The 22,677-nt window shown below is 50.3% G+C and carries 15 protein-coding genes and 1 pseudogene; 13 read left to right on the top strand and 3 right to left on the bottom strand.

The annotated features are described in order from the left end of the window. Positions 1-65 precede the first annotated feature (65 nt). A complete protein-coding gene (locus tag JNE38_RS29125; RefSeq protein ID WP_238933506.1) occupies positions 66-539 on the bottom strand; it encodes a MarR family winged helix-turn-helix transcriptional regulator in 474 nt (157 codons plus the stop codon). A gap of 117 nt (positions 540-656) precedes the next feature. Here JNE38_RS29125 and JNE38_RS29120 point away from each other — a divergent pair, with 117 nt between their 5' ends. From JNE38_RS29120 to JNE38_RS29105, 4 genes are all read left to right on the top strand, one after another. Beyond that, positions 657-1,973, top strand: a complete 1,317-nt coding sequence (locus JNE38_RS29120; protein WP_203354499.1) for an FAD-dependent oxidoreductase — start codon at positions 657-659, stop codon at positions 1,971-1,973. 132 nt (positions 1,974-2,105) lie between these two features. Then, positions 2,106-2,741, top strand: a complete 636-nt coding sequence (locus JNE38_RS29115) for a TetR/AcrR family transcriptional regulator (RefSeq protein WP_203354498.1) — start codon at positions 2,106-2,108, stop codon at positions 2,739-2,741. Between the two features lie 22 nt (positions 2,742-2,763). Then, positions 2,764-3,996 (top strand): efflux RND transporter periplasmic adaptor subunit, encoded by a 1,233-nt coding sequence (locus tag JNE38_RS29110; protein WP_203354497.1) that lies wholly within the window; start codon positions 2,764-2,766, stop codon positions 3,994-3,996. Then, positions 3,993-7,103, top strand: coding sequence for an efflux RND transporter permease subunit (locus tag JNE38_RS29105; protein WP_203354496.1), 3,111 nt, complete (start codon positions 3,993-3,995; stop codon positions 7,101-7,103). The genes JNE38_RS29110 and JNE38_RS29105 overlap by 4 nt, the downstream gene beginning before the upstream one ends. Positions 7,104-7,190: 87 nt before the next feature. Here JNE38_RS29105 and JNE38_RS29100 read toward each other — a convergent pair. Continuing rightward, positions 7,191-8,334: pseudogene (locus JNE38_RS29100) on the bottom strand (IS3 family transposase). A 250-nt stretch (positions 8,335-8,584) separates the two neighbouring features. Between JNE38_RS29100 and JNE38_RS29095 the strand changes: the two are divergent. The 9 genes from JNE38_RS29095 (at position 8,585) to JNE38_RS29055 (ending at position 20,528) form a co-directional block, all read left to right on the top strand. After that, complete coding sequence (locus tag JNE38_RS29095; protein WP_203354495.1) at positions 8,585-9,880, top strand: HD domain-containing protein; 1,296 nt, start codon at positions 8,585-8,587, stop codon at positions 9,878-9,880. After that, positions 9,873-10,400 (top strand): YwgA family protein, encoded by a 528-nt coding sequence (locus JNE38_RS29090; protein WP_203354494.1) that lies wholly within the window; start codon positions 9,873-9,875, stop codon positions 10,398-10,400. The genes JNE38_RS29095 and JNE38_RS29090 overlap by 8 nt, the downstream gene beginning before the upstream one ends. Positions 10,401-10,758: 358 nt before the next feature. Further along, on the top strand, positions 10,759-11,181 hold the full coding sequence (locus JNE38_RS29085; protein WP_238933505.1) for a thioredoxin family protein: 423 nt from the start codon (positions 10,759-10,761) through the stop codon (positions 11,179-11,181). Positions 11,182-11,213: 32 nt separating this feature from the next. Then, complete coding sequence (locus JNE38_RS29080) at positions 11,214-12,125, top strand: S-layer homology domain-containing protein (protein ID WP_238933504.1); 912 nt, start codon at positions 11,214-11,216, stop codon at positions 12,123-12,125. Between the two features lie 460 nt (positions 12,126-12,585). Continuing rightward, positions 12,586-16,122, top strand: coding sequence for an ABC transporter permease (locus JNE38_RS29075; RefSeq protein ID WP_238933503.1), 3,537 nt, complete (start codon positions 12,586-12,588; stop codon positions 16,120-16,122). A gap of 66 nt (positions 16,123-16,188) precedes the next feature. Further along, a complete protein-coding gene (locus JNE38_RS29070; RefSeq protein ID WP_203354492.1) occupies positions 16,189-18,957 on the top strand; it encodes a lipase/acyltransferase domain-containing protein in 2,769 nt (922 codons plus the stop codon). A 15-nt stretch (positions 18,958-18,972) separates the two neighbouring features. Then, complete coding sequence (locus tag JNE38_RS29065) at positions 18,973-19,305, top strand: hypothetical protein (protein WP_203354491.1); 333 nt, start codon at positions 18,973-18,975, stop codon at positions 19,303-19,305. An 81-nt stretch (positions 19,306-19,386) separates the two neighbouring features. After that, positions 19,387-19,884: a YwhD family protein gene (locus JNE38_RS29060; protein ID WP_203354490.1), complete on the top strand. Its 498-nt coding sequence runs from the start codon at positions 19,387-19,389 to the stop codon at positions 19,882-19,884. Between the two features lie 362 nt (positions 19,885-20,246). After that, positions 20,247-20,528 carry a hypothetical protein gene (locus JNE38_RS29055; RefSeq protein ID WP_203354489.1) on the top strand — a complete coding sequence of 94 codons (282 nt, stop codon included), beginning with the start codon at positions 20,247-20,249 and terminating at the stop codon, positions 20,526-20,528. Positions 20,529-20,591: 63 nt separating this feature from the next. Here JNE38_RS29055 and JNE38_RS29050 read toward each other — a convergent pair whose 3' ends face one another. After that, positions 20,592-22,643 carry a transglycosylase domain-containing protein gene (locus JNE38_RS29050; protein WP_203354488.1) on the bottom strand — a complete coding sequence of 684 codons (2,052 nt, stop codon included), beginning with the start codon at positions 22,641-22,643 and terminating at the stop codon, positions 20,592-20,594. Between the last annotated feature and the right edge of the window lie 34 nt (positions 22,644-22,677).

Genomic DNA, 22,677 nt, shown 5'->3' with positions numbered 1-22,677 from the left:
ATTCAAACCCATAGCCTTGAATCCACAAAATCCGGGCATTGCTTGTGCAACGGCTTTTCCGTACTTCAGTTCTTTTTCCCTTCGCTCCGTATGCGAGCCGTCTCAGCTTCAGACAAATCAACGGCACGGGCGGCAAAGTCTACTATGGTCATCAGCTCCTGCTCACTGTAGCGAGAACACATCTGGATGGTCGCATCCGAGATGGGACGAAACAATGGCTCGATATCCGCGTAAGCCTTCTCATGAATCGGTTGGATGTAGATGCGCCGCCGATCTTTTGGATCCGTCACCCTTTGCACGTAGCCGGCCCTCTCCAATCGATCGATCACGCCGGTCACGGCTCCGGTCGTGAGGTTGGTCAATTCCGACAGCTGACCGGCTGTCATGGGCTCCCTGTTCAAAATGAAGTCAAGGCATTTATGGTCGGTTGAATTCAGTCCCAGATGATCCGCGATGCTTTGATGCATCAGTACAGTCGCCGTACTGAGCCGGCGCATTTCATTCAACAAGGAGGCCAAGATTTCTTTCCGGCTTGGCATTTTGGCATACCCCCGCATACGTATATATCTTAGTAACTAAGATAATCATTATCTAAGAAAAACACTTGGAAAGAATGTTTCGTTACGAAAATCTTACCACATAAAAGGAGGATTAACATGTCGGAAGCACCTTTTCATGTCATCATCATCGGGGGAGGGATCGGGGGGCTATGTCTTGCGCAGGGACTGAAAAAAGCAGGAGTCAGCGTAGCCGTTTACGAGCGGGATCGGACAGCTGCTGCACGGTTGCAAGGTTACCGGATCCATATCAATCCCAATGGAAGCCGCGCTTTGCATGCATGCTTACCCCCGCATTTATATGATGCATTCCTTTCGACCTGCGGGCAAGCATCAAAACGCTTTGGCTTTTATACCGAGCAGATGGAAGAATTGCTTTCCATTTGCCGTAATGAAAGCGGGGGAGAGCCTGATCCCGTCCAAAGCCATAAGTCGGTCAGTCGAATGACATTACGGCAGGTGCTGCTGGCTGAGATGGACAATATCGTGCATTTCGATAAGCAGTTTACATGCTACCGGGTAGGGCAGGAAGGGAAGATTACGGCTTTCTTTGCGGATGGCACGTCAGCCACGGGGGATATGCTGGTTGCAGCGGATGGCGGGAACTCGAGGGTACGACAACAGTTTCTTCCTCATGCCAAACGAATCGACACGGGAATTCTGATTATTGCAGGAAAGCTTCTTTTGACACAGGAAACACGGCGGCTGCTTCCGGTCAATCTTTTCGATGGACCGGCATCTGTTGTAGCACCGAATGGACTGGGGATGTTTGTCGCGGTTCAAGAGTTTGTGCACGACCCCAAAGATGTGATCTATTCCATCGGAGGAAACTCCTCTGAAAAACAGTCCTCTCTTTTGTTTGAAAATACCAAAGATCACATCCTGTGGCAGTTCATCGCTCGCCGGGAAAAATACCCGTTCCAGAAAGACGTGACAGAAGCGGATGGGTGCGAAATGCAGAAGGCGGTTTTGACACTGATCAGGGACTGGGATCCACGTTTTCAAAGCTTGGTTCGCATGGCTGATCCGAGTACGATCACTCCTTTGCCCATCCATTCTTCTGTTCCGATTCAACCATGGGAAACGAAAACGATTACGCTCCTGGGGGATGCCATCCACAGCATGACGCCGATGAGAGGGATTGGAGCCAATACGGCCTTGCGGGATGCGGAGCTTCTTTGCGAAAATGTCATTTCTGCGCATCGCGGAGAAAAGCCGCTTCTGCAAGCGATTCGCGACTACGAAAACAAGATGGTCCAATATGGATTTGATGCCGTTCGAAGTTCGATGAAAGCTGCACGGCAAGCCACCTCTGAAAATGCGGTAGCCTTAGCCGTGATGAAGAGCGTATTTCGGTTGATTCAGTCCCTTCCACCGATAAAGCGTTTGCTCTTCCGGAACTATGGAAATGCGTAAGTGTAGATATACCAAAAATTCACAATTGAAAGCGCATGCAAGTGTTTACATGCATGAAGGCGCAGGATATAATGACGTTGGTAAAAAATGAAAATGTTAGCAAGCACTTGCATGAAGATAAGGAGGAGCGGAATGGACCAGCCAGATATAGGACCTTCACAGGGAGGGAGAGGAGAAGAGCAGGAGACTCGTGAGCGCATTTTGGCTGCCGCCAGCCAGCTTATGGCCAAAAAAGGCTACAAGGGGGCAACGACCCGCAAGATTTCCCAATTGGCAGGCGTCAATGAGGTCACGATCTTCCGCCATTTTAAAAACAAGGAAGCGATTCTCGAGGAGCTGTTGAAGGGGATTGTAGATATCCGCCAGCAGCTGGAAAATGATCTGCACGGCGACTTTTCCGAGCTCAAGCAGATGCTCTTGCGCTACGCGCGAGGGTACTACCAGATGCTCGTTGAACGCAAGGAAATACTCATGATTTGCATGATCGAAGCAGACAATCACCCAGAGGTCATCAAACTGTTCAGCAGCCTTCCGATGACGGCAGTGGAGGTCTTGTCCAACAAGCTCCAGGAATTTCAGGACCAGGGGCATTTGCCCAAGGGAGATGCCTGCGCTGCGGCACTCATGTTTGTCTCCACCTTCTTTTATTCGTTTATGGCGAAATACCGTGTCAATCTCAGTCTCAATTTTCAGGAAGAGCAGTTATTTGAGGATGCAACCAACATCCTGATGAATGGAATTACGGGGAATACCCATTCACATCGCTAGGTATATAGGAGCGGAGGGCGTCATGAAAAAGAAATGGCTTGTTTCTGCAATGATGGTATGTTTATTGGCAACGACGGCTTGCAGTGAAAAAGAGCAGGCAGCAGCGCCAGTGAAGGAAGTAAAGCAGGTTGTAATGGAAACGGTGAAGCAGGAGCAAGCCACATTTGTGTCGGAGCTTTCTGGCACGCTGCAGCCGTTGGAGGAAGCGGTCGTCTCCTTTGAAGTAGGGGGGCGTGTCGTGGAGCTGAGCCGAAATGAAGGTGACAGCGTCAAGGCTGGCGACGTCCTAGCTCGCGTCAATGCGCAGGATTACGCTTTGCAGGTAGCCTCTTCGAATGCGGCGGTACAGCAGACGGCAGCCACTATGACCAAAGTGAACAACGGGGCTCGGGAACAAGAGGTCATTCAGGCTAGGCTGATGGTGGAAAAAGCAACGACGGCGTTTAAGAAGGTGCAGGATGATTTCAAGCGGGTCGAACAGCTGTATCAGGAAAAAGCGATTTCCAAAAGCGAGTTCGAAAACGCGCAGAACGGCCTGACATTGGCTGAGAAAGACCTGCAGAACGCACAGCAGTCTTATTCACTGGTGATGCAAGGTGCGCGTGCAGAAGATAGGGATCTGTCCCGTGCGAGCTACAATCAAGCTGTAGTGGCCAAGGAAGTGGCGGCAACCACGCTGGCAAAGGCTCAGCTGCGGGCGCCCATCAGTGGGACGATCATGGCAAAGCTGTCCTCGACCGGTACACTGGTCAGTCCCGGCACTCCCGTTTATCAGGTGGGGAACATCGATGTCTTGAAAGTGGTGCTGCCCGTGCCTGACCGCGAGATTTCCTCCTGGAAAGAAGGGGAGACTCTGTCCCTCGAGCTGTATGGACAAAAACGGGATGCCAAAGTCGTGAAAATCTTCCCTGGCACCAATCAAAGCACGGGAACAATCGGAGTCGAAGTGCAGCTGGCGAATCCGAAGCATGACTGGTTTGCGGGTCAGGTCGTGAAAGCGACTAAGACCATGAAGGGGCAGGAAGGCATTTACGTCCCGGTGGAAGCAGTCCTGAGCAGAGGAGTAAACGATGCGCACGTATTTGTGAATGCAGGTGGAAAAGCGGTCAAAGCAGCGGTAACGATCGGCCAATTGACCAATGATCGTCTGGAGATCAAAAGCGGTCTGAAAGTGGGAGATGAGCTGATCGTCAAAGGTGTGGATCGATTGTTTGACGGTGATCCCATCGAGGCTGCGGGAGGTACAAAACCGTGATCGAGTACATCGTGCGCAAGCGCAAAATTACGCTTTTGTTTTTCGTAATGATCGTGCTTGTCGGACTTCTTAGCTTCTTTCAGCTGCCAAAGCAGGAGTCGCCTGACATCATTATCAACATGGCTACGGTCACGACGATTTACCCGGGGGCTTCTCCAGAAAAAGTAGAGCAGACGGTTACGAAAAAGCTGGAAGAAAAAATCAACGAGCTGCAGGGCCTTAATTATATCTCCTCTACGTCCACGCTGGGTGTTTCCTCGATTGTGCTGGAAACGAAGAGCGGCGTGGACCCGAAGCAGAAATGGGATGAGCTGCGGAAAAAGGTGAAGGACGCGGAGGCAGATCTGCCAGCTGATGCGAAGCAGCCCATCATCAATGACGATTTGAACCGGACGTTCGTTCAGACGTTTGCGGTTACGGCGGATTCCACCGAGCAACTGTACAGCCTGCGCACCTTGATGAAGTCCTGGAAAGAGCAGCTGCGCACGATCCCCAACGTCGCTGATGTGACGGTAGAGGGGCTGCCCGAGCAGGAAGTGCACATCGAGGTCGATACGCAAAAACTGAGCCAATATGGACTCACCTGGGGTCAGGTGTTGATGGCGGTCAAAAAGGAAAATGAAAAAATTCCATTGGGTGACCTGACCACTGACAAGCGTACCTACCAGCTCAAATTGGCAGAGACAGCCGATGTAGAAGAGCTGAATCAGGTGATTATCAGCCGTTCTCAGCAAGGGTATCCGATCTACCTGAAGGATATTGGAACAGTGAAGCTGACGACCGAGACTGTCAAGGCGATGTCCTACTACAACGGAAAGCCGTCACTGTCCGTCAGTGTCAACGCGGAGACGGGAAGCGATGTTCCCTCCCTGCAAAAGCGCGTGGATGAAATGATGGTCACACTCTCCAAGTCTCTCCCGGTCTGGGCTGAAAAGCATTCCATTTACAGTCAGAATGAACGGGTTGATGAGCTGTTCTCTGATCTGACGCGAGAAATGTTGATCGCGATCGTGGCGGTTTTACTGGTATGTACACTCGGTTTGAACCTGATTACCTCCTTTGTGGTGGCTCTGGCCATACCGATCTCGTTGGCAGTCGGACTCCTGTTCCTGCCGACATTGGGGATCTCCCTGAATATGATCTCTATCGTTTCTTTGATTATCGTGTTGGGGATTCTCGTAGACGATGCAGTCGTGGTCAATGACAATATCGAGCGCCGCCTCTCCGTCTTGGGTGAAAAGCCATTGAAAGCTGCAGTCAATGGCGCGAACGAAGTGTCCATTTCCATTGTCACCGCGACGCTGGCGACGATTGCTTCCTTTGCTCCGCTCATGTTCTTGAGCGGGAATGCCGGGCAGTTCATCCGACCGGTTCCGGTTATTATTTCCCTCACCATGGTGGCGTCGATGATCATGTCGCTCACGATCATTCCGATTTTCCGCCAATGGTACGAACAGCGACGGAAAGCAGGTGCAGAAGGCTACCGAAAGCCTGCAGGCCTTTTAGGAAAACAATTGAACCAACTGACAAAATGGTATGCCAGCAAGCTGATGCCGAAGATTTTACGACGTCCGCTGCTGGCAGGCATGATCGGCGTCTTGATAGGGACGGCGGCATACGGTTTGATTCCGATGACACCAGTGCAGCTGTTTCCCAATGACGACCGTCCGCAGTTCCTGGTCAATATTCGCGTACCGGTGGGCAGCAGTGTCTACGAGACCGACCGGGTCGTTCGCGGTGTTTCCGATTGGATTTTAAAACAGCCGGCGATCGAATCCGTCGCATCCTACGCAGGTGGCAGTGCTCCCAAGATGTTCGGTGGAGATACGGGCGCGGGCAGCGGGATCACGGTCGGGCAGCTGGTTGTCCGCTTCGACGAGAAGAAGGCGAAAATCGAGGACATGATGGAGCCGTGGGCAGAGGAATTCAAAAAGATGTATCCGGATGCGACGATTCTCCCGACGCAGCTTGAGGCCGGACCGCCAGTCGGCAAGCCGGTCGTGATTCGCATCTACGGAGAAGACATCGAAACGCTCCGCTCGCTGTCCGCACAAGTGAAGGATCTGGTTGCCAATGTTTCGGGCACATACGATGTACAGGACAATTTCGGCGTGGAACGGTATACGCTGGAATTCGTCATCAACAAAGAGCTCATGGAGCAGAAGCTGGTCAACTACACGGATCTGTCCCAGACGCTGCGCCTCGTCAGCGAAGGGATTACGGTCAGCGAGTTTGATTCAGGTACCGATTTGATCGACATCAAGCTGTTCCTGCAAAAAGGGCAGGAGGAGCCGGCCCAGCTGTTCCAGCGGCTCAGCATTGCCAACGCAAGAGGCGAGCTCATCCCGCTTTCCCAGCTGGCTGAGGTCAAGCCGACATTTAGCACGCAAGCGATTCCGCACCGGGATTTGTCGCGTACTGTGACGATTTCCAGTGACCTGAAGGGGCGGACCGCTACGGAGGTAATGACCGAGATCGGTGCCAAGCTGGGCGGCATCTCCTTGCCGGAAGGATACCGTTTCGAAATTGGCGGGGAGACTTCTGAGCAGACCGACATCTTTATTGATATGGGCAAATTGTCCATTCTGGTAGTCTTCCTGATTTTGATCCTGATCGCCATGCAGTTCTATTCGCTCACCATTCCGGTGCTGGTCATGAGCACGGTCTATCTCGCAGTGGCGGGAAGCCTCATCGGGCTGTTTGTGACGCAGACACCGCTCGGATTCATGACCATGATGGGGGTAATTTCCCTCTCCGGTATCGTCGTGCGAAACGGCATCGTGTTCATCGAGTTTATCGAAGAAGCACGTCATGCAGGAGTGGAATTGAAGCAGGCGGTGATTCAGGCAGGGGAGGCTCGTTTGCGGCCCATTCTGTTGACGTCGATGACCGCTGTGGCCGGTTTGATGCCTCTCGCTATTTCGGGAGATGTGCTGTTTAAACCTCTTGCGGTTACGATTATCTCGGGGCTGCTGTTCTCGACCCTATTGACTCTCATCGTCGTTCCTTCCTTTTACACCGTATTGACCCAGCGCAAAATGAAAAAGCTGGCGAGGAAGGCGGCAAAGCGCCCCGATTTGTACGGACCGGAGGCAGAACTGAACTAAGCAAATGAAGTGTTTTTTAGAAGCGCCCTGAGGAAAAGTCGGGACTGACCCCCGTCCGTAGGACAGGGATCAAAACACCTTAGCCATTTAAGCAGCCAGTTGCCGAAATTGAATCGGTGACTGGTTGTTTAGTTTCGTTTGAATGCGAATTGAGTTATAGTAATGAATGTAGTTTTGGACAATCTGTACAACGATGGCCGTCGTCGTACAGATAAAATTATCGAGATAGAACGTTTCAGACTTTAGTGTGGAATGAAACGACTCGATGGGGCATTATCAGCGGGCGTACCCTTACGGGACATGCTCATGGTAATGCCTTTTCCCTTTACTGCTGCTTGATACGCCTGAGACGTATACACGCTGCCCTGATCGCTATGAAGCATCATTCCAGGTTGGTCTGGCAGTTGATATAGCGTATCGAGGACTAACGATGTGTCTTGCTTGTCAGAAATACTGTATGCCACAATCTCACCGTTGTACAAGTCCATGATGCTCGATAAATATAAAAGTTTACTTCCGTAAGGTAAATAAGTAATGTCGGTCACTAATTTCTGCATTGGGGCACTTGCTTGAAATTGTCTCAGCAGGAGATGATCTGCTACATAAGAAGGTTGACCTGTTGTCTTGCGCTTCTTCACCTTCACTCGGCATTGTAGTTGTTCACGCTGCATGATACGTTGTACTCGTTTATGATTAATAGACATCTCAGCTCGCATCAGAGCTGTAATCTTTCTATACCCATAACGGAACTTATGTTGAATACATAATTGCCGAATCTTTCCCACAACGAGATCCTCGTTTCTTTTCCCGTATGCAGCTTTCCAACGGTAGTAGGTAGAACGAGGGATACCAAGCCACGCGCAAGCTTGGCCCACACTTACTTGCCCACGAATGGACTCCATCCAAGGAACGATTACTTCTGGTGACACCTCCTTTCCCACTCCTCTAACTTTTTTAGAACGTCCAGTTGTTGTTTTAGAAAACGATTCTCTGCTTTGACCTGTTCCAGTTCAGAATCGTACATCGGCCCTCTTCCAAAACTGTATTGCTTTCCTACAGGTTGCTGAAGACGATGAACGTCTCCACTACGATACCAGCGCATCCACTGTTGAATTTGGGTCTTATTTTTTATATTTAGTTCTTGCATGATCTGCTTTTTGGTGACGCCTGCAAGACGCATTTCAATTGCTTTCATTTTAATTTCTACGGGATAACTAACTCTTGTTGCCAACGCAAAAACACCTCCAAGGTTGTCCCCATATCTTACGACATGGTTGTTTTCTCTTGAAGGTGTTTTGATTTGTCTCACATTACGGGGTCAGTCCCGTCCTTGCCTTGGGGCTTCTTTTTTTCTTTTTGTCCGGAGTACGAGCCTGGAATCCGCGTCTGCGTTTTCCCGCGGGAAAAGGCTGTGATATGATAGGGGCAACTAGGAGAGCGAAAAATAGAGAGAATGCGTAAAGAGGAAGGGAGTGTCCAGGATGCAACAGCCCCAGCTTCTCCATGAGGAAAAGGTATTCAAAGACCCGGTGCACCGATATGTCCATGTGCGTGACAAGTTCATCTGGGATTTGATCAATTCTGCAGAATTTCAGCGGCTGCGCCGAATCAAGCAACTGGGCACCAGTTATTTTACCTTTCACGGTGGCGAGCACAGCCGGTTTAACCATTCGCTCGGCGTCTACGAGCTGATGCGCAGGATTTTGGAGAAATTCGAGGAACGAATCAAGCTTACCTATGAGGAAAAGCTGCTCTGCCTATGCGCCGGTCTGCTGCACGATGTGGGCCACGGTCCATTTTCCCATTCCTTTGAAAAGGTATTTCGTTATCATCACGAGGATTGGACGCGGGCCATCCTCTTGGGAGATACGCAGATCAATCGCATACTTCGCCGCTTTGATGAGGACTTTCCAAAGAAGCTGGCGGAGGTCATCAATAAAACGTACGATAACAAGCTCATCGTCAGCCTGATCTCCAGTCAATTGGATGCGGATCGGATGGATTATTTGCTGCGCGATGCCTACTATACAGGAGTCAATTACGGCAATTTCGAGATCGAGCGCATTTTGCGGGTGATGCGTCCGCAGGAGGATGGCATCGTCTTTAAATTCAGCGGGATGCACGCGGTCGAGGACTACATCATGTCCCGCTACCAAATGTACTGGCAAGTGTATTTCCACCCGGTAACGCGCAGTGCAGAGGTGGTGCTGCGGAAAATATTCCAGCGGGCCAAAGTGCTTTTTTCCCAAGGCTATCCGTTTACACAGGAGCCTGTCCTGCTGCTTCCGTTTTTGCAGGACAAGGTGGAGCTGAAGGATTATTTGGCTCTCGACGAATCGATCATTCTTTTCTACATGCAGTTGTGGAGAAGCGAAGCCGATCCGATTTTGAAAGATTTGTGCGGACGTTTTTTGGACAGGAATCTCTACAAATACGTCGAATATAACCCTAGAGATTTCCGCTTGCTGGCAGAACTGAAGGAAGAGTTCCAAAAGGCGGGCATTGATCCGATGTATTATTTGGAGGTAGACACCACCTCCGATCTTCCGTATGATTTTTACCGTGCCGGTGAAGAAGAGGAGCGGATCCCGATCATGCTCCTGATGCCGTCGGGAGAGCTTGTCGAGCTGTCGCAGAAGTCTGAGCTCGTACAGGCCATCAGCGGAAAACGCCGTTTTGATTACAAATTGTACTTTCCTTTAGATACAGTCATGGCATTGCCGGGTGATGTATCCCGGAAGATTCGAGAACGTCTGGGAGTGATGGAAGATGCTTAATCGTCACGCCAAAATCATACGCTTGATCGAAATCGTAGGCGAAGTGAGTGGGCGGAAAAAGCTGCAAAAGATGGTGTACATAGGAAAACATTTGCAAATGGATTTCGATGAACGCTATGAGTTTCATATGTATGGTCCATACTCGGAGGAGCTGACACTGCGGGTGGATGAGCTGTGCAACATGGGTCTTCTTGACGAGCAAATGGAGAGCAAGGGCGCCATCCATATGTACCGTTATTCCTTGAATGAGACGGGCAGGGATTTTTTGCGTTTTCATGAGGTGGACTTCGGCAGCGGCGAGCACGTGATACGCCGCATGAACGAAGAGAACTCCCGCTTTCTGGAGCTGGTCTCCACGATTTTGTATTTCAGTGATCTGCCGTACGAAGAGATGAAGGCCAAGATCTTTACCTTCAAGAGCAAACAGCGTTACACCGAGGAGGAAATCCAAAAGGGGCAAGCGTTTGTGGAAGAATTGCGGGAAATGATGAATGCGGAACACGACGGCCCGTTGATTTAGGGAAGACAGGAAAAGGAAAGCGTACACAGGATCGCAGGACGTATGAGCTGAACTTGCAAAAGTTTGGGATGCGTCTTTTTTTATACGCAGATTCATAGCGAGACTTTGAACGAAGGGAGAAAGCGAGACTTGTGCCCTTTGGGTGAAAAGGCTTGGCGTAGCCAAGTTTTCTAATCGGCAACTTGGAATTGGGTGAACCATCCAACGGCAGCCTTTGCCTTACGAATCGTACGGTATGTGGCCTCAGAGCTATCTTCGATCAACAGACCTTTAAGCGGGTCTGTTTTTTTTGTCTCAGTGCAGCGGTTCATAATGATGACAAGGGCTCCTTGATAATTGGATAGGTGGTGTGTGGTACATGGAAAAGGGAGGATGGTTGGGCGTGTTTGGGATGCGAGCAAAATGGCTGTGGATGACAGCTGTGGGTAGTCTGTTGATAACGGTGTTAACGGCGTGGGGGTGGGCGGCAGCCAGCTCTCAAGACTCGAAGATTGTGTATGTATTTAGTGATTCCTGTGGATATTGCCAGACGTTTCGGCCGACCTTGGAGACTGTTCTGCAGGAATATCCACAGACCAGTGTGGAGCGTCTGGATATCAGAGAGGAACGGGATTTGAAGGAGGCACTGCGATTGGGAGCGGAAGCGACACCGACTATTTTCGTAGTGAGGGATGGAACCGTGATGGACAAGCTGGAAGGAGACGTGCCTGAGGCTGTACTTCGAAGCTTTTTTCAAAAAAATCTTGATTATCCTCTTTCTGGAAATGGAACAAATAGGTAAAATATGGAGGGAGTACATGAGGGGGATCGGTGATGAAGATGCTTTGGAAAGGTTTGGGGACAAGCTTCATGATGGTGGGAATCACAATTGGACAATCGTTATGGGGAGGTACCTGGTCGGTCTATCCGGCTGCGGCAGCCCAGCCTTTGCAAACCATGACCGATTATGCCACTCATCCCGCCAAGGATGCAATTCTCCTAGGCTTGCAGAAGGGCTTCATCTGGAAATATCCCGACGGACGATTTTACCCGGACAAACAGATCGTTCAATCTCAATTCGTAGCGAGTCTCGTAGCGATCCGCGGGATCAAAGAGACTGCGCCCGTGCCAGAGCTGCCTGCCGGGCATTGGGCCAAGGGAACCTATGAGAGAGCTCAAAAGGCTGGAATTCTGACCAATATCAAGATCGATCCCAATAAACTGTTGACCAAGGAAGAAGCGGCTCAGCTCGTCTTCAACGCATGGAAACCGTATCGCGGCGTCAAAATGAACGGCTACACGCACACCGGCGCGCTGATCACATGGGGATGGATGGACCCAGCCCCGGCCGGCCAGCCAAGATTCCGGGAAGATTTGCCGGTAACGCGGGGGGATGCGGCGAAGATGCTGGGGTATCTTTGGAAGGATAAGGAGCAGTTGGAGTTGGGGGAGAAGTGGGCGGAGGAGTTTGAGAGGAGTTTAAATATATCCAATGGTCAAATCAGTGGTATTGTGCCAAAAGGAGATAAAAATTTTACGATTCGGGTTAGTTTTGTCACTATGGAGAATGGTAGATTGGGGTATTTAAATGGGGAGTCGTTTAAAGTTAATCTGCAAAAGGTAAATGCAACAATGGTTCTCTCAATTAGAAGTAACTTTGATTCATCTGACGCAGGAATATTTCATTATCAAACCCAAACTTTAAAAAGAGATATAAAAAGTAAGCAATTTTCTCTAACAAAATAATGAGGGGTGTAAAAGTTTGAGGCACAGGAAGTATCTGCTTTTTGTGTTTAGTTTATTTTATTCTTTGCTATTTATAATAGCGCCATTAAATGTTTTAGCTGTTATGCCAGTAAATAGAGGGATTGAACTGGGGATAATAAATCTAGATAAAAAAATTGGCCCACCCAATGGTTTTGATGAAATTCTTATTCAAGGAATTACTGCAAACTTAGGAGCAACGGATTCAATAATTGAGATTAATGGTAATCAAGACGCACGTCATACAATTGGATTTGCAGATCTACATGAAAAAGCTGACCGTGGCTGGTACTATGTCTACTCTCCTTCAGCTCAGGATGCTCGTAAAGATTTTGATGAGGCTTTGTATTGGATACAAAGGTTTAATGGAAACTCTAATTATATCCTTGGAGGAAATGCAAATGTTTATAGTAGAACAATTTCAAACATAACAAATCCCTCTATGCAACCCTACCAAGCCTACAACCTCGCAGAACTCGCTACAGCCTCCGGTGGTGCCGGCTACACCATTGGGGACAACCTCGAGCCAAACGGAAATGGATATATTTCGGTAGGCCACTTCCGTACCACCTCACTACCCACCGGGCAAGTATCGACCAACAAAACCAAATACGCGGTCAACGAACAAGTGACCATTACGGCGAATGCCACGGACTATTCTTACTATGACCGTGGCATTCTTATTTGGAATTTGTCCGTCATCAACAAGACAACTGGGAAGGGCTACTACCAATTTGAAACAAACAGGGAGGTTCCCGACCAGAGCGGTTACCTGCCACTGGTGAACGAGTCGAGCAGCCCCAAGCCTTTTCCCTGGAGCCAATCCTATCAGTACAAGCCCACTGAAGCAGGTCTGTACGAGGTTTCCCTCACGATCACGGACAGGCATCATCGGGCGAGACAAGGCTCGCCAAGCATGAGTGTGTCGATTCCGTATACCTATCAGTTCACCGTAGGCGAGGTACCGACGGATCCTGATCCTGACCCCGAGCCGCCGGGAGCTTGCACACGAATCACCATGGACTTGCGATTGGAGCAGGAAAACAGCGACAAGGAGCTTGCGGGTGTGTCAAGCGGCGGTGAGAGGATCACCGTGAAAGAGGGTACCAGAATCATCGCTACTGCCAAAAAAGCAGGGACGTTTACTCACAGCGGTGCAGTGATGCAGAGCGGCTCAGGAAACAACCGGAAAGTGGGAATCACGGACGCTCCTGCGGCAGGTACCTTTACGATTGCCTATGAAAGCGATGATGGAACGGATTGCTGGCAAAAGACCTTTGAGGTGGCAGACGGGGAGGACGGGACTGATCGTTGCCCGATCATTTCCGTAAATGGCAGCAGCATGGGCAAAGGCTCGACGATCGAAGTGGCCCCTGGCGAGGAGGTTCGCCTACAGGCCAAGTACACGAATGCCAATGGAGAACAGGGTCCGGCAGAAATCAAGTGGGATGTGACTAGACCGGATGGCACTGTGGAGACTTTGCCGGGCTCCTACGATGAAGTGGGAGGGCGGCAAAGGTGGGGGACGCGGAACTCTGCAAAGCTCAGCCTGCCCTTTGGCACAGGGAATGACCGGCATGACGTTCTTTTGGAGAGGGGGAAGACCTATCGGGTAAAGCTGAATTTCGAAAGTGCCCTATGGCTGGGGAGACCAGAATGCGACTGGGAGCTTGTGATCAAAGTGAGAGATTCGAGCTGTACGATTACCGAGCAGGCCAAAATCAAGTTTAAAAAGTACGGGGAACCGCCTTCCGAATATCCCCCTGGAGGGGTAGCTTTCACCGATTTGGAATCGGACCCGATCTACAAGGAGCTCTTTACCCAAACGTCTGAAGGATACGACACGCATATGAAAGTCTCTGCAAGCGCTGCGGGTACGTGGTTTTTGGAGTATGCCGGGAAAAAGGTAGCGCTCAGTCAGAAGCTGGCCGCCGATGAAAAGCTGGATATCGTGCTTCCGGATGACATCGAGGTGGGAGAGAAAATGAAGCTTGTGTTCCTTTCAGAAACGGGGTGCGTCAGGGAATTTGCCTTTACGGTTCTTTCGTATAAGCGATGCTATGACCTGGTGATCAGCATGGAAAGCACGTCCGGAGACAAGAAATGGACGCGCAACGTGGAACGCGGGGAAATCGTCGAGCTGGATTCGGCCGATTTTGACCATGCCGGCTACAATCTCAAGCTGTTCACGAGCGAGGATACGAAATTCGTCGTTCAATGGTTTGATCCGGATACGGGGACATGGAGGTTCAATCGGGGAGATCATTCTTTGCCGAATGGAACAAATCCGAGTGAAGATCATTGGCTGCGTCTCCCCAAGGACGAGAGTACAGGCAAGGTGCTGGAAGGGCTCTACCTGCTGAATTTCTATGACGAGGACTCTTCGTCGAATCTGTGCGATGGTTACTTCTTTATCCAGGTCGGAGAGAGTGCACCAGCTGGTGAGAATCTGTTGATCGTGAAAAGCAGTTTTGCCATCACGCCCAAACAGCCGCAAGCATCAGGGACAGCAAGCACGATTACTTTCAAGATAAAAAATGCAGGACTGCTGGAGCACGACACCAAACTGGCGGTCCGATGGGAGAGCTCTCCACAAGAAACACTGCTGGATGTGGATAAGTTCAAGCCGGGGGAAGTCAGGACGATTACGGTACCCACAAAATATCCACAGAAAGCGGAAAACTTCATTGCAAACATCAATCCTTCCAAAAACAAGCCGGACAATGAAGTGAACTGGTCCGACAATCGTGCGCTCTGGCCTGTGACTGTCACTGGAGGGTCGGAAATCCCGAGTCCACCTGGAGGAGGAGGAAATTTTGACGGTGGGGAAATCGGCTTGGAGATATACGATAGTGACAGTCGCCAGCTGCAAAAGCTGACCGTACAGACGGACGGAGTATGGGAACGCGAGCCTGCGACGATTCGAGTTGTGATCGACCAGACGAAAATCAACGAAGGGTTTCAAAGGACCCAGCAGGAAATCAATGCGAAAATCACGGACTACAAGGCGCAGCTCGAGCAATCCGTGAGCGGGGAAGGAATTCAAAATGTCACGGTTACAGCGGTGCCCGGATGGATTACTGATGCCAAAAGCATGGCGGTTTACAACCCGAACAGGCTAGACTTGAAAGTCAGCGGACCGGGAACAGCGCAGCAATGGCAAGTGAGCAGTGCATCGACAGGCGGGGACTACCTGTACACAGGAACGATTGTCCCGACACAAACGACGTGGCGCCAAGAGCTGCAATCCCTGAAGTACAAGGCGGAGATTAACGGATTTGTCATCGTCATGGATTACAGCATCCACTTTGCCCTGACTTATGACAGCTGCACGACAGACGAAAACGACGAGGAGATATGCGAGGCAAAGAGCGAGGCGAAAACCATGAACGGGCGGTACACCATTACGGTGAAAGGCGGAGAGAGGTACTTTGAGGTGTTCGAGCCCAATGCTGCGGGGTCAATCCATCATACAGCGGAATGGGCTGAGTACCACGCGAGAGACCGTTATCCAAACAGCGTGGCCAATGACTTCTACGCCGGGGAGCGCATTTTGTCTCAGGTGGCACTTCAGGATCGGCATCGACATCCGGTCAGTGGCCGATATCCCGTCATCGTGTCTGCACAAGCATGGATTTCGGAAACCGGAATGAGGCAAACCCCTTTGCAATCGGTGCTTCCACTGGTGACAAACAGCTCGCTTTTGTGGAGGGGCACTGCGTATTCCGCTTCCAAGCTTGGGTCTCGTGAGGTGGGTGTTGACATTCCGTTGATGGGAGACAAGCAACGAGGATTCCAAAAGGACTCCTCGTATGCCGTTTACTATTTTGTGCAGTTCCGATTTGATGCCAGAAAAGGGTTTGCCTACCCGGTAAAAAGCGGAGGGCAAGGGCATCAGCTCGATGGTTATCGGGTCCCGTTCCGTATCATTGCGAATTCCTGGGAACGCCAAGGATTACGAAATCATACCACCCACTAAATATATTTGCGCCCCCGCGCTGTCTTTTTCTACTGTGAAGAAAGAAAGAGACGAGGGGGTATTTTTGTGGGGAAATCGGTCAAGCGTCTTGCGTTGCTCATACTGATACTCACATTACTGGGATGTGATTTTGTTACATCGGCTTGGGCCAAAGAGGAGCGTCAATCCTTACTAAAAGAGGCATGGGCATGGGTAGAGGGAGGGGAGCTGCGCATCCAGGCATCCTTGCAGAGGTCAAAAGATGAGCCTGAGTTTGTCGTCAATCAGGACGATCAGGAGCTCACCCATTCCATTCAAGAGGGAGCCCGTTTTTCAGTGGCCGTCAAGCCGGTCGGGAAAAGCCCTTTGACGGTCGGATGGAGAACAGACGAGGATGAGCCTGCGACTCGTTTGCAGATCAGGATACCGGAATCTGTACAGCTCAGCGCGGATGGGATCGAATTGAAGGAAGTCCCGTGGGATCTGAATCCGGGTCAAAAAGAAGAACAGCTGCATCTGGTACCCCTTACATCCGACGAGCCTTTGGGGTCTCGAACAAGCGAGGAGGGTGCTCAAAACAAGCAGCAGGTTCAGGTAGAGAGATGGGCAAAAGACTTTTACCGAGAGTATTCCCCAGACAAAAAGCCGAGAGAGACGGCTCTGCGCAGCAGGCCTGCCACATTTGAGCTGGAGCCCAACGATACTGTGAGAAAAGCCGATTGGCTGTTCGATGCAAAGGACGCCTATGGCAAGATCGGGAAATCAGGCGATGTGGATATGTGGAAAATCAAAGCGACCAAAAATGGAACGATGAATGTCAGTCTTCGTGATATCCCCAGGGGTCAGGACTACAACTTTTACGTTTTTTCTGGGGATAACCAGGAGCTGGGCCGCGCTGAAAAGGAAGGACAGGCGGACGAAGCCGTGGACGGAATCACCCTCGAACAAGGGGAATGGTACTACGTCAAAGTACAAGGTAACAGTGATTCCTTTCACAAAGACTATTACTACCGATTGCGTGCTGACTTCGTCGATGTTCAAGGGGATGCCAAGCTGGACGAGTTCGAGCCCAATGATTCGCTCGATGAAGCCCATTCTTTAGGCACCGACTTCGATGTGACGCTGCAAGCAAATCTTCACGGTTTGTCCGATATCGACATCTATCAGTTTGGAATTACGCTGGCATCAACGATCAGGCTGGATTTAAAGGAGATCTCAGAAGGGATGGATATCGATCTCTATTTGCTGGATCAGGAGGGAAAAGTGCTTTCCAAGTCGGAAAAGCCGAAAAACGCCAATGAGCAAATTGCGTTTGCGGCCAATCCCGGCACTTACCTGGTCAAAGTGGTCGCCAGCCAACGCTCCGGATTTGCACCCAATACCTACAAGCTCGAAGTAGCCACAAAGACGATTCCTGTCATCCTGATTCCAGGCATCGGCGGCTCTCGACTGGAAGCCGAAGAGGATGGCAAGATCACGGAAATTTGGTTGGGGCTTGGGGATAGCCTGATCGGCATCAACGATCCAAGACACCGCAGGCTTCTCGGGCTGGAGCCGATACGTCCAAACAGTACGGATGTTCAATCTCGCGAAAAAGGTGTCCGTATTTTTCCGGAGCGTGCCGACGAAGGCTTCCGTGCCATCGAATATCTTTCCTACTCACCGTTGGATCCGATTCGCAACACGACAGAGCAGTACTACAGTATGGTGAAGCAGCTGGAAAAGATGGGGTATAAAAAGCATCGATCGCTCTTTGCCATGCCGTATGACTGGCGATACAGCAGCACGAAAAATGCGGTCGCGCTCAAGCAAAAAATCGATCTTGCCTTGGAACGGTCTGGAGCAAGTCAGGTTCAGCTGGTTGCCCACAGCATGGGCGGGCTGCTGGTCAGGGAAACGCTATTGTCCAATGTGTCCTATCAATCCAAGGTAAATCGAATCGTCTACTTGGGGACACCGTTTATAGGGGCTCCGCGAGCATATCAAGCGATCCGCTACGGCTACAATTTCTCCATTCCATGGATGGATGAGGAGACAGGAAAAGTCATATCGGAATACGCACCTGCCGTTTACGAACTGCTGCCATCCAAAAAGTACTTCCAAACGGTGGGCTTCTTGAAAAAGGACAAGGATGAACCGTATAGCTACGATGAATTTATGCAAGACAAAGCGATTCGGCTTTCTTACACGCCTCTTGTCAAGCAAGCGGGCAAGCTGCATGAAAAATGGGATGCAAAAACGATCGGCGTTCCCCAGTACTCCATTATTGGGCAAGGCCAGCCTACGCTGCTCGGTTATTTCTACGATCATAATCACCAGGCATGGACCCCTTATTATGACAAAGGGATGGGAGATGGGACCGTACCGTATCTCAGTGCCAGCTACGCGCAAAAAGATATGAAGAAAAAGTACTATGTGATGGGAGAGCACGCCCAACTGCCGAAGCTGCCCGAGGTCATCGCTCAGGTGGCTCACCTGCTGAAAGGCATGGAAGACACGCAGCCCGGTCTTCGTCATTCATCCCGCAAACAGCAGACCTATCTCACGTACATCCTTTCCAGGGCGGATGGGACCTTTCCTGATGTTACGGTTGTCAAATCCGGCAAAAGGCTGGCTCTAAAGCAGCAGGAAAAGGAAGGGTGGGAAGACCTCTCCGTTGAGTATCACGGCAATCTCGTCGTCATGCATGTAAAAGATGGAGAAGAGCTGGAATTTGAAGACCCAAATGCAGAGCAAGGCTCTACCTTGCAAATTCAGCGTTTTTCTTCGGAAGATTCGGATGAAGAACAAGAGACAGGGAAATGGTACCGGCTAGGTCAACGAGGTTTACAGGAAGCTGTGGATCTAGGCCGATAAGCGAGGAAGCCAAGTATGGAAAGCATACTCGTCTGGATATTTCTAGGCCCTTTTGTGTTCGCGTGGCAATTGGCAGGTCCTATCATCGCGCTATTCATTGCAGGTTACATACGTGTTGTTTTTGGCTTTCGGATTTGGCGGACGCTGGTGACGGCGTTTATCTCCAGCTTTCTGTATTACGTTGTCGTTCTTTCTGCGGGAGGCTATTTGGGATCGGGTATGTGGATCATCCAGCTGTTGATGGCCATTCATACGTCATTGTTCGCCACCTTTATGCTATGGATTTACCATAAGTGGAAGAGGCGCTCTGAAAAAGCCGACCAGGACGAAAAACCTGCAGGCACATAACCGGGCACACGGTCAAATTGCTTCAATATGCGATTCCGAGTAGAATAAAGGAAGGAGAATGATGATCTGGAGGTTGTTAACGTGGATATTTTTGATAATAAAAAAGGCGGCTTTACCATCATGAGCGGCAAGACCGATGTACACGGCGGTTTTGGTCAAGGGGTACTGGACCTGAATGCTGTCTCCTCTGTCATTATCGATGGAGATGAAGCTTACATCGATATGGGAGCATTGCATGCCAAAAGTGCTGTAGAAAAAGGAATTAAATGGACCACGAACAAAGAAGAAGTACCAAACGGAAAGCCTTACTGGCTGGTATGGGTTACGGTAGACCGAAACGAAGCGGGACCTTACTATGCGGGAGCGACTGCATGCTATATGGAGGTCGATCGGGAAGCGCGCCGCGGCTATAAAATCCTGGCAGACCATGTAAACCGCATGGATTATTCCATGAAGCGCCGCATCATGCTGTCCGATTTGGGAGATAAAGAAAAAGCCGCTTTGAAAAAGCTATTGATTGAGAATAGCGAGGAAATGTTTGACAATTCCAAAGAGGAATTGAAGGAAGCTTTGTCTTGAACTTGCACAATTAGGAATTTGGATAGTTGACTCAGTGCAAGGGCAGCCAAAGCCAGACTAGTCCCCACTAGTTGTAAAAGTTAGGCGGAACCACGCTTTCTGCCAAATCGTGAACGGTCTGTGAACAAATGGTGAAATCAATTGTTACCAGTTTGGGAGTAAGGTAAACTTATTTTCATATCTGTGTACATGTACACTAGGTCATCAAACAGGGAAAGAGCCGTCACTCTTTCCCTGTTTGTCTTACGCTCAGAAGCCTTTCGCGTTGTGACAGAGGTTTTTTTTTCAGGTCATGCTTTTGTCATGGAGCGGAACACTACAAAGGCATGACAACTTAAGTCTGACCGGAAGGGGCGTTACCCATGAGCGAAGAACCCCGTGTACAAGGAACGAACGATGATCACTATGTGAAGCACGGCGGCGTCCATTTCCGCACGCACGTGTCTCCTCAGGAAATCAACAACTTTATACGCAAGCTGCCTGCTGGAAAAAGGGAAAGCTTGTTTGAGGTTTTGGATCAGCTCGATCAAGCCGGCCTCATCACCGTGATCAACGACCATGTCTTTACGGATGGTAACGGAGTGATTGCTGGCGGCGAGCAGCAGTCGGCGAGCGATGAAAATAGAGGAACGACCTTTTTCTAGTGGACGGTCGTTCTTGCGCAAAAAAGGGATGTGGCCACAACCACGTCCCTTTTCTGTGTGCTGCTATTCATTTGGTTTCCACCAACTGCCCATTCGCTGCCAGAACGAGGAGGTATCGGGTGGTTTTAACGGAGTCGGTGCGACATTGGCAGGTAAATGGTCCGTGCAATAATCCTGTGGCTCCGTCCCACTCTTAAAGTAAAATAACTGAGGGGAAGGGCAGTGCTCAGTGGCCAGTTTTCCTGAATGAGGATCGATGTAGACGGATACCACCCCTGCAGGCATATCAAACAAAGCAGGAGGCTGGTCCTTCAAGGCACTCTCCATAAACTGCGCCCATATTTTTTTGGATAAATACCCTTCTTTTACGTCATCCACTTTTTGGTTTTTATCGTATCCGATCCATACGGTGGACACGAGCTGCGGCGTAAATCCGCTCAACCAGGCATCATAGTCAGTGGATCCGGTCTTCCCGGCAACGGGCCGATTCAGTTCATTGACCACACGGTAGCCGGTGCCGCCGCGTTCAAACACACTTTGCATCAAATTCGTCAGCAAGGAGGAGGCTACCGGGTCTGCAGCAGGTGTTTTTTCCGTTTTTTCTTCGACCAAAATGTTTCCCTGATTGTCTTCGATGGAGGTGATTGCTATCGCTTTGACAGCTTCCCCCTTGTTGGCGATAGCCGAATAAGCCGTATTGAGCTCCAGCGGAGAGACGGGCGAGGTGCCCAGAGCCAGGGAAGGCACTGCCTGCAAGGGACTGGTAATACCCAGCTTGACCGCTTCGTCCACGACCTTTTGCGGACCTAAAAAGTCGATGGTTTTTACTGCGTAAATATTATCCGAGGTCTTGATTGCCTCCCGCATGTTGATCATCGCGTTGGCATATCTTCCTCCAAAGTTGTTTGGAATGTATTGCTTGTTATTGTCGTAGGTAAAGACCGTCGGCTCGCTTTTCATCATGGTCAGCGGGGTATATCCGTTTTGCAGCGCCGCCAGGTACATGATGGGCTTAAATGACGAGCCAGGTTGCCGTTTTCCTAGGGCCCGGTTGTATTGGCTTTGCTTGTAATCACGGCCTCCGACCATTGCTTTGATGTATCCGGTGGAGGGGTCCATCGCTACCAATGCTACCTGAAGGCTTGGATTATCCTTTGGCAATACGGATGCGACGATATCCTCCGCCTTTTTTTGCATGACCGGGTCCAATGTCGTATGGATCTTCAAGCCCCCGTGAATAAACATCTCCTCGTCAATGCCATACTTGTTTTTCACCAAATTCGCGATATAGTCCCGGAAGTAAGGAGCTTGCTCCGCCACGCTCTCCGTGGATCGATCCTTTAGCTTGATGGTTTCAGCCAAAGCTTGCTCAGCTTGCTTTTGGGTGATCATTCCGTCGCGCTCCATGGCATCCAGAATCAGCTTTTGACGTGATTTGGCTTTCTCAAAATCAACAAAAGGGGAGTAGTACGAAGGTCCCTTCGGAATGCCGGCCAGCATGGCGCTTTCGGCGATGGTCAAATTTTTGGCATCTTTTCCGAAATACGTTTGGGCGGCAGCTTGTGCCCCATAGGCGGAATGCCCGTAGTAGATCTGGTTCATGTACATCTCCAGAATCTCGTCCTTGCTATAGTTCAGCTCCAATTGGATCGCGAGCAGGGCTTCTTTGATTTTCCGTTCCCACGTTTTGTCCAGGCTCAAGTATAGGTTGCGCGCCAGCTGCTGGGTGATTGTACTGGCGCCTTGACGCATGTCCATATGGATGACATCCACATAAGCGGCTTTCGCCAAGCGCCTCCAGTCAAAGCCGTAATGCTCTCGAAACGTCCGGTCCTCAATGGCAATGGTCGCATCGACGAGAGCAGGAGAAATATCGCCGATCGGCACGACGATCCTGTTTTCACCGCGATGCATCGTATCCAATACATCGCCTGTCGCAGCGTAAATCGTCGTGGTTTGTTTGACGAAGGTCTCTGGCATCGGCTGCGAGCGCAAATACAAGATCAAGAGCAGGGCAGCAAACGATACGCATAATAGGCTGAGAATGACAAATTTTACGAATTTCTTGGCCCACCGAAAATATCGGATCAGGGGGGCTTCCCGAATTACTTCCATGTGCAAATCCTCCTTTCTCCCGATGGATTGTCCG

The sequence above is a fragment of the Brevibacillus choshinensis genome (assembly GCF_016811915.1).
In the GTDB taxonomy this organism is placed as follows: Bacteria; Bacillota; Bacilli; order Brevibacillales; family Brevibacillaceae; genus Brevibacillus; species Brevibacillus choshinensis_A.
Note: the sequence above shows the minus strand (reverse complement) of the source record. Positions and strands in the feature narration are given on the sequence as shown.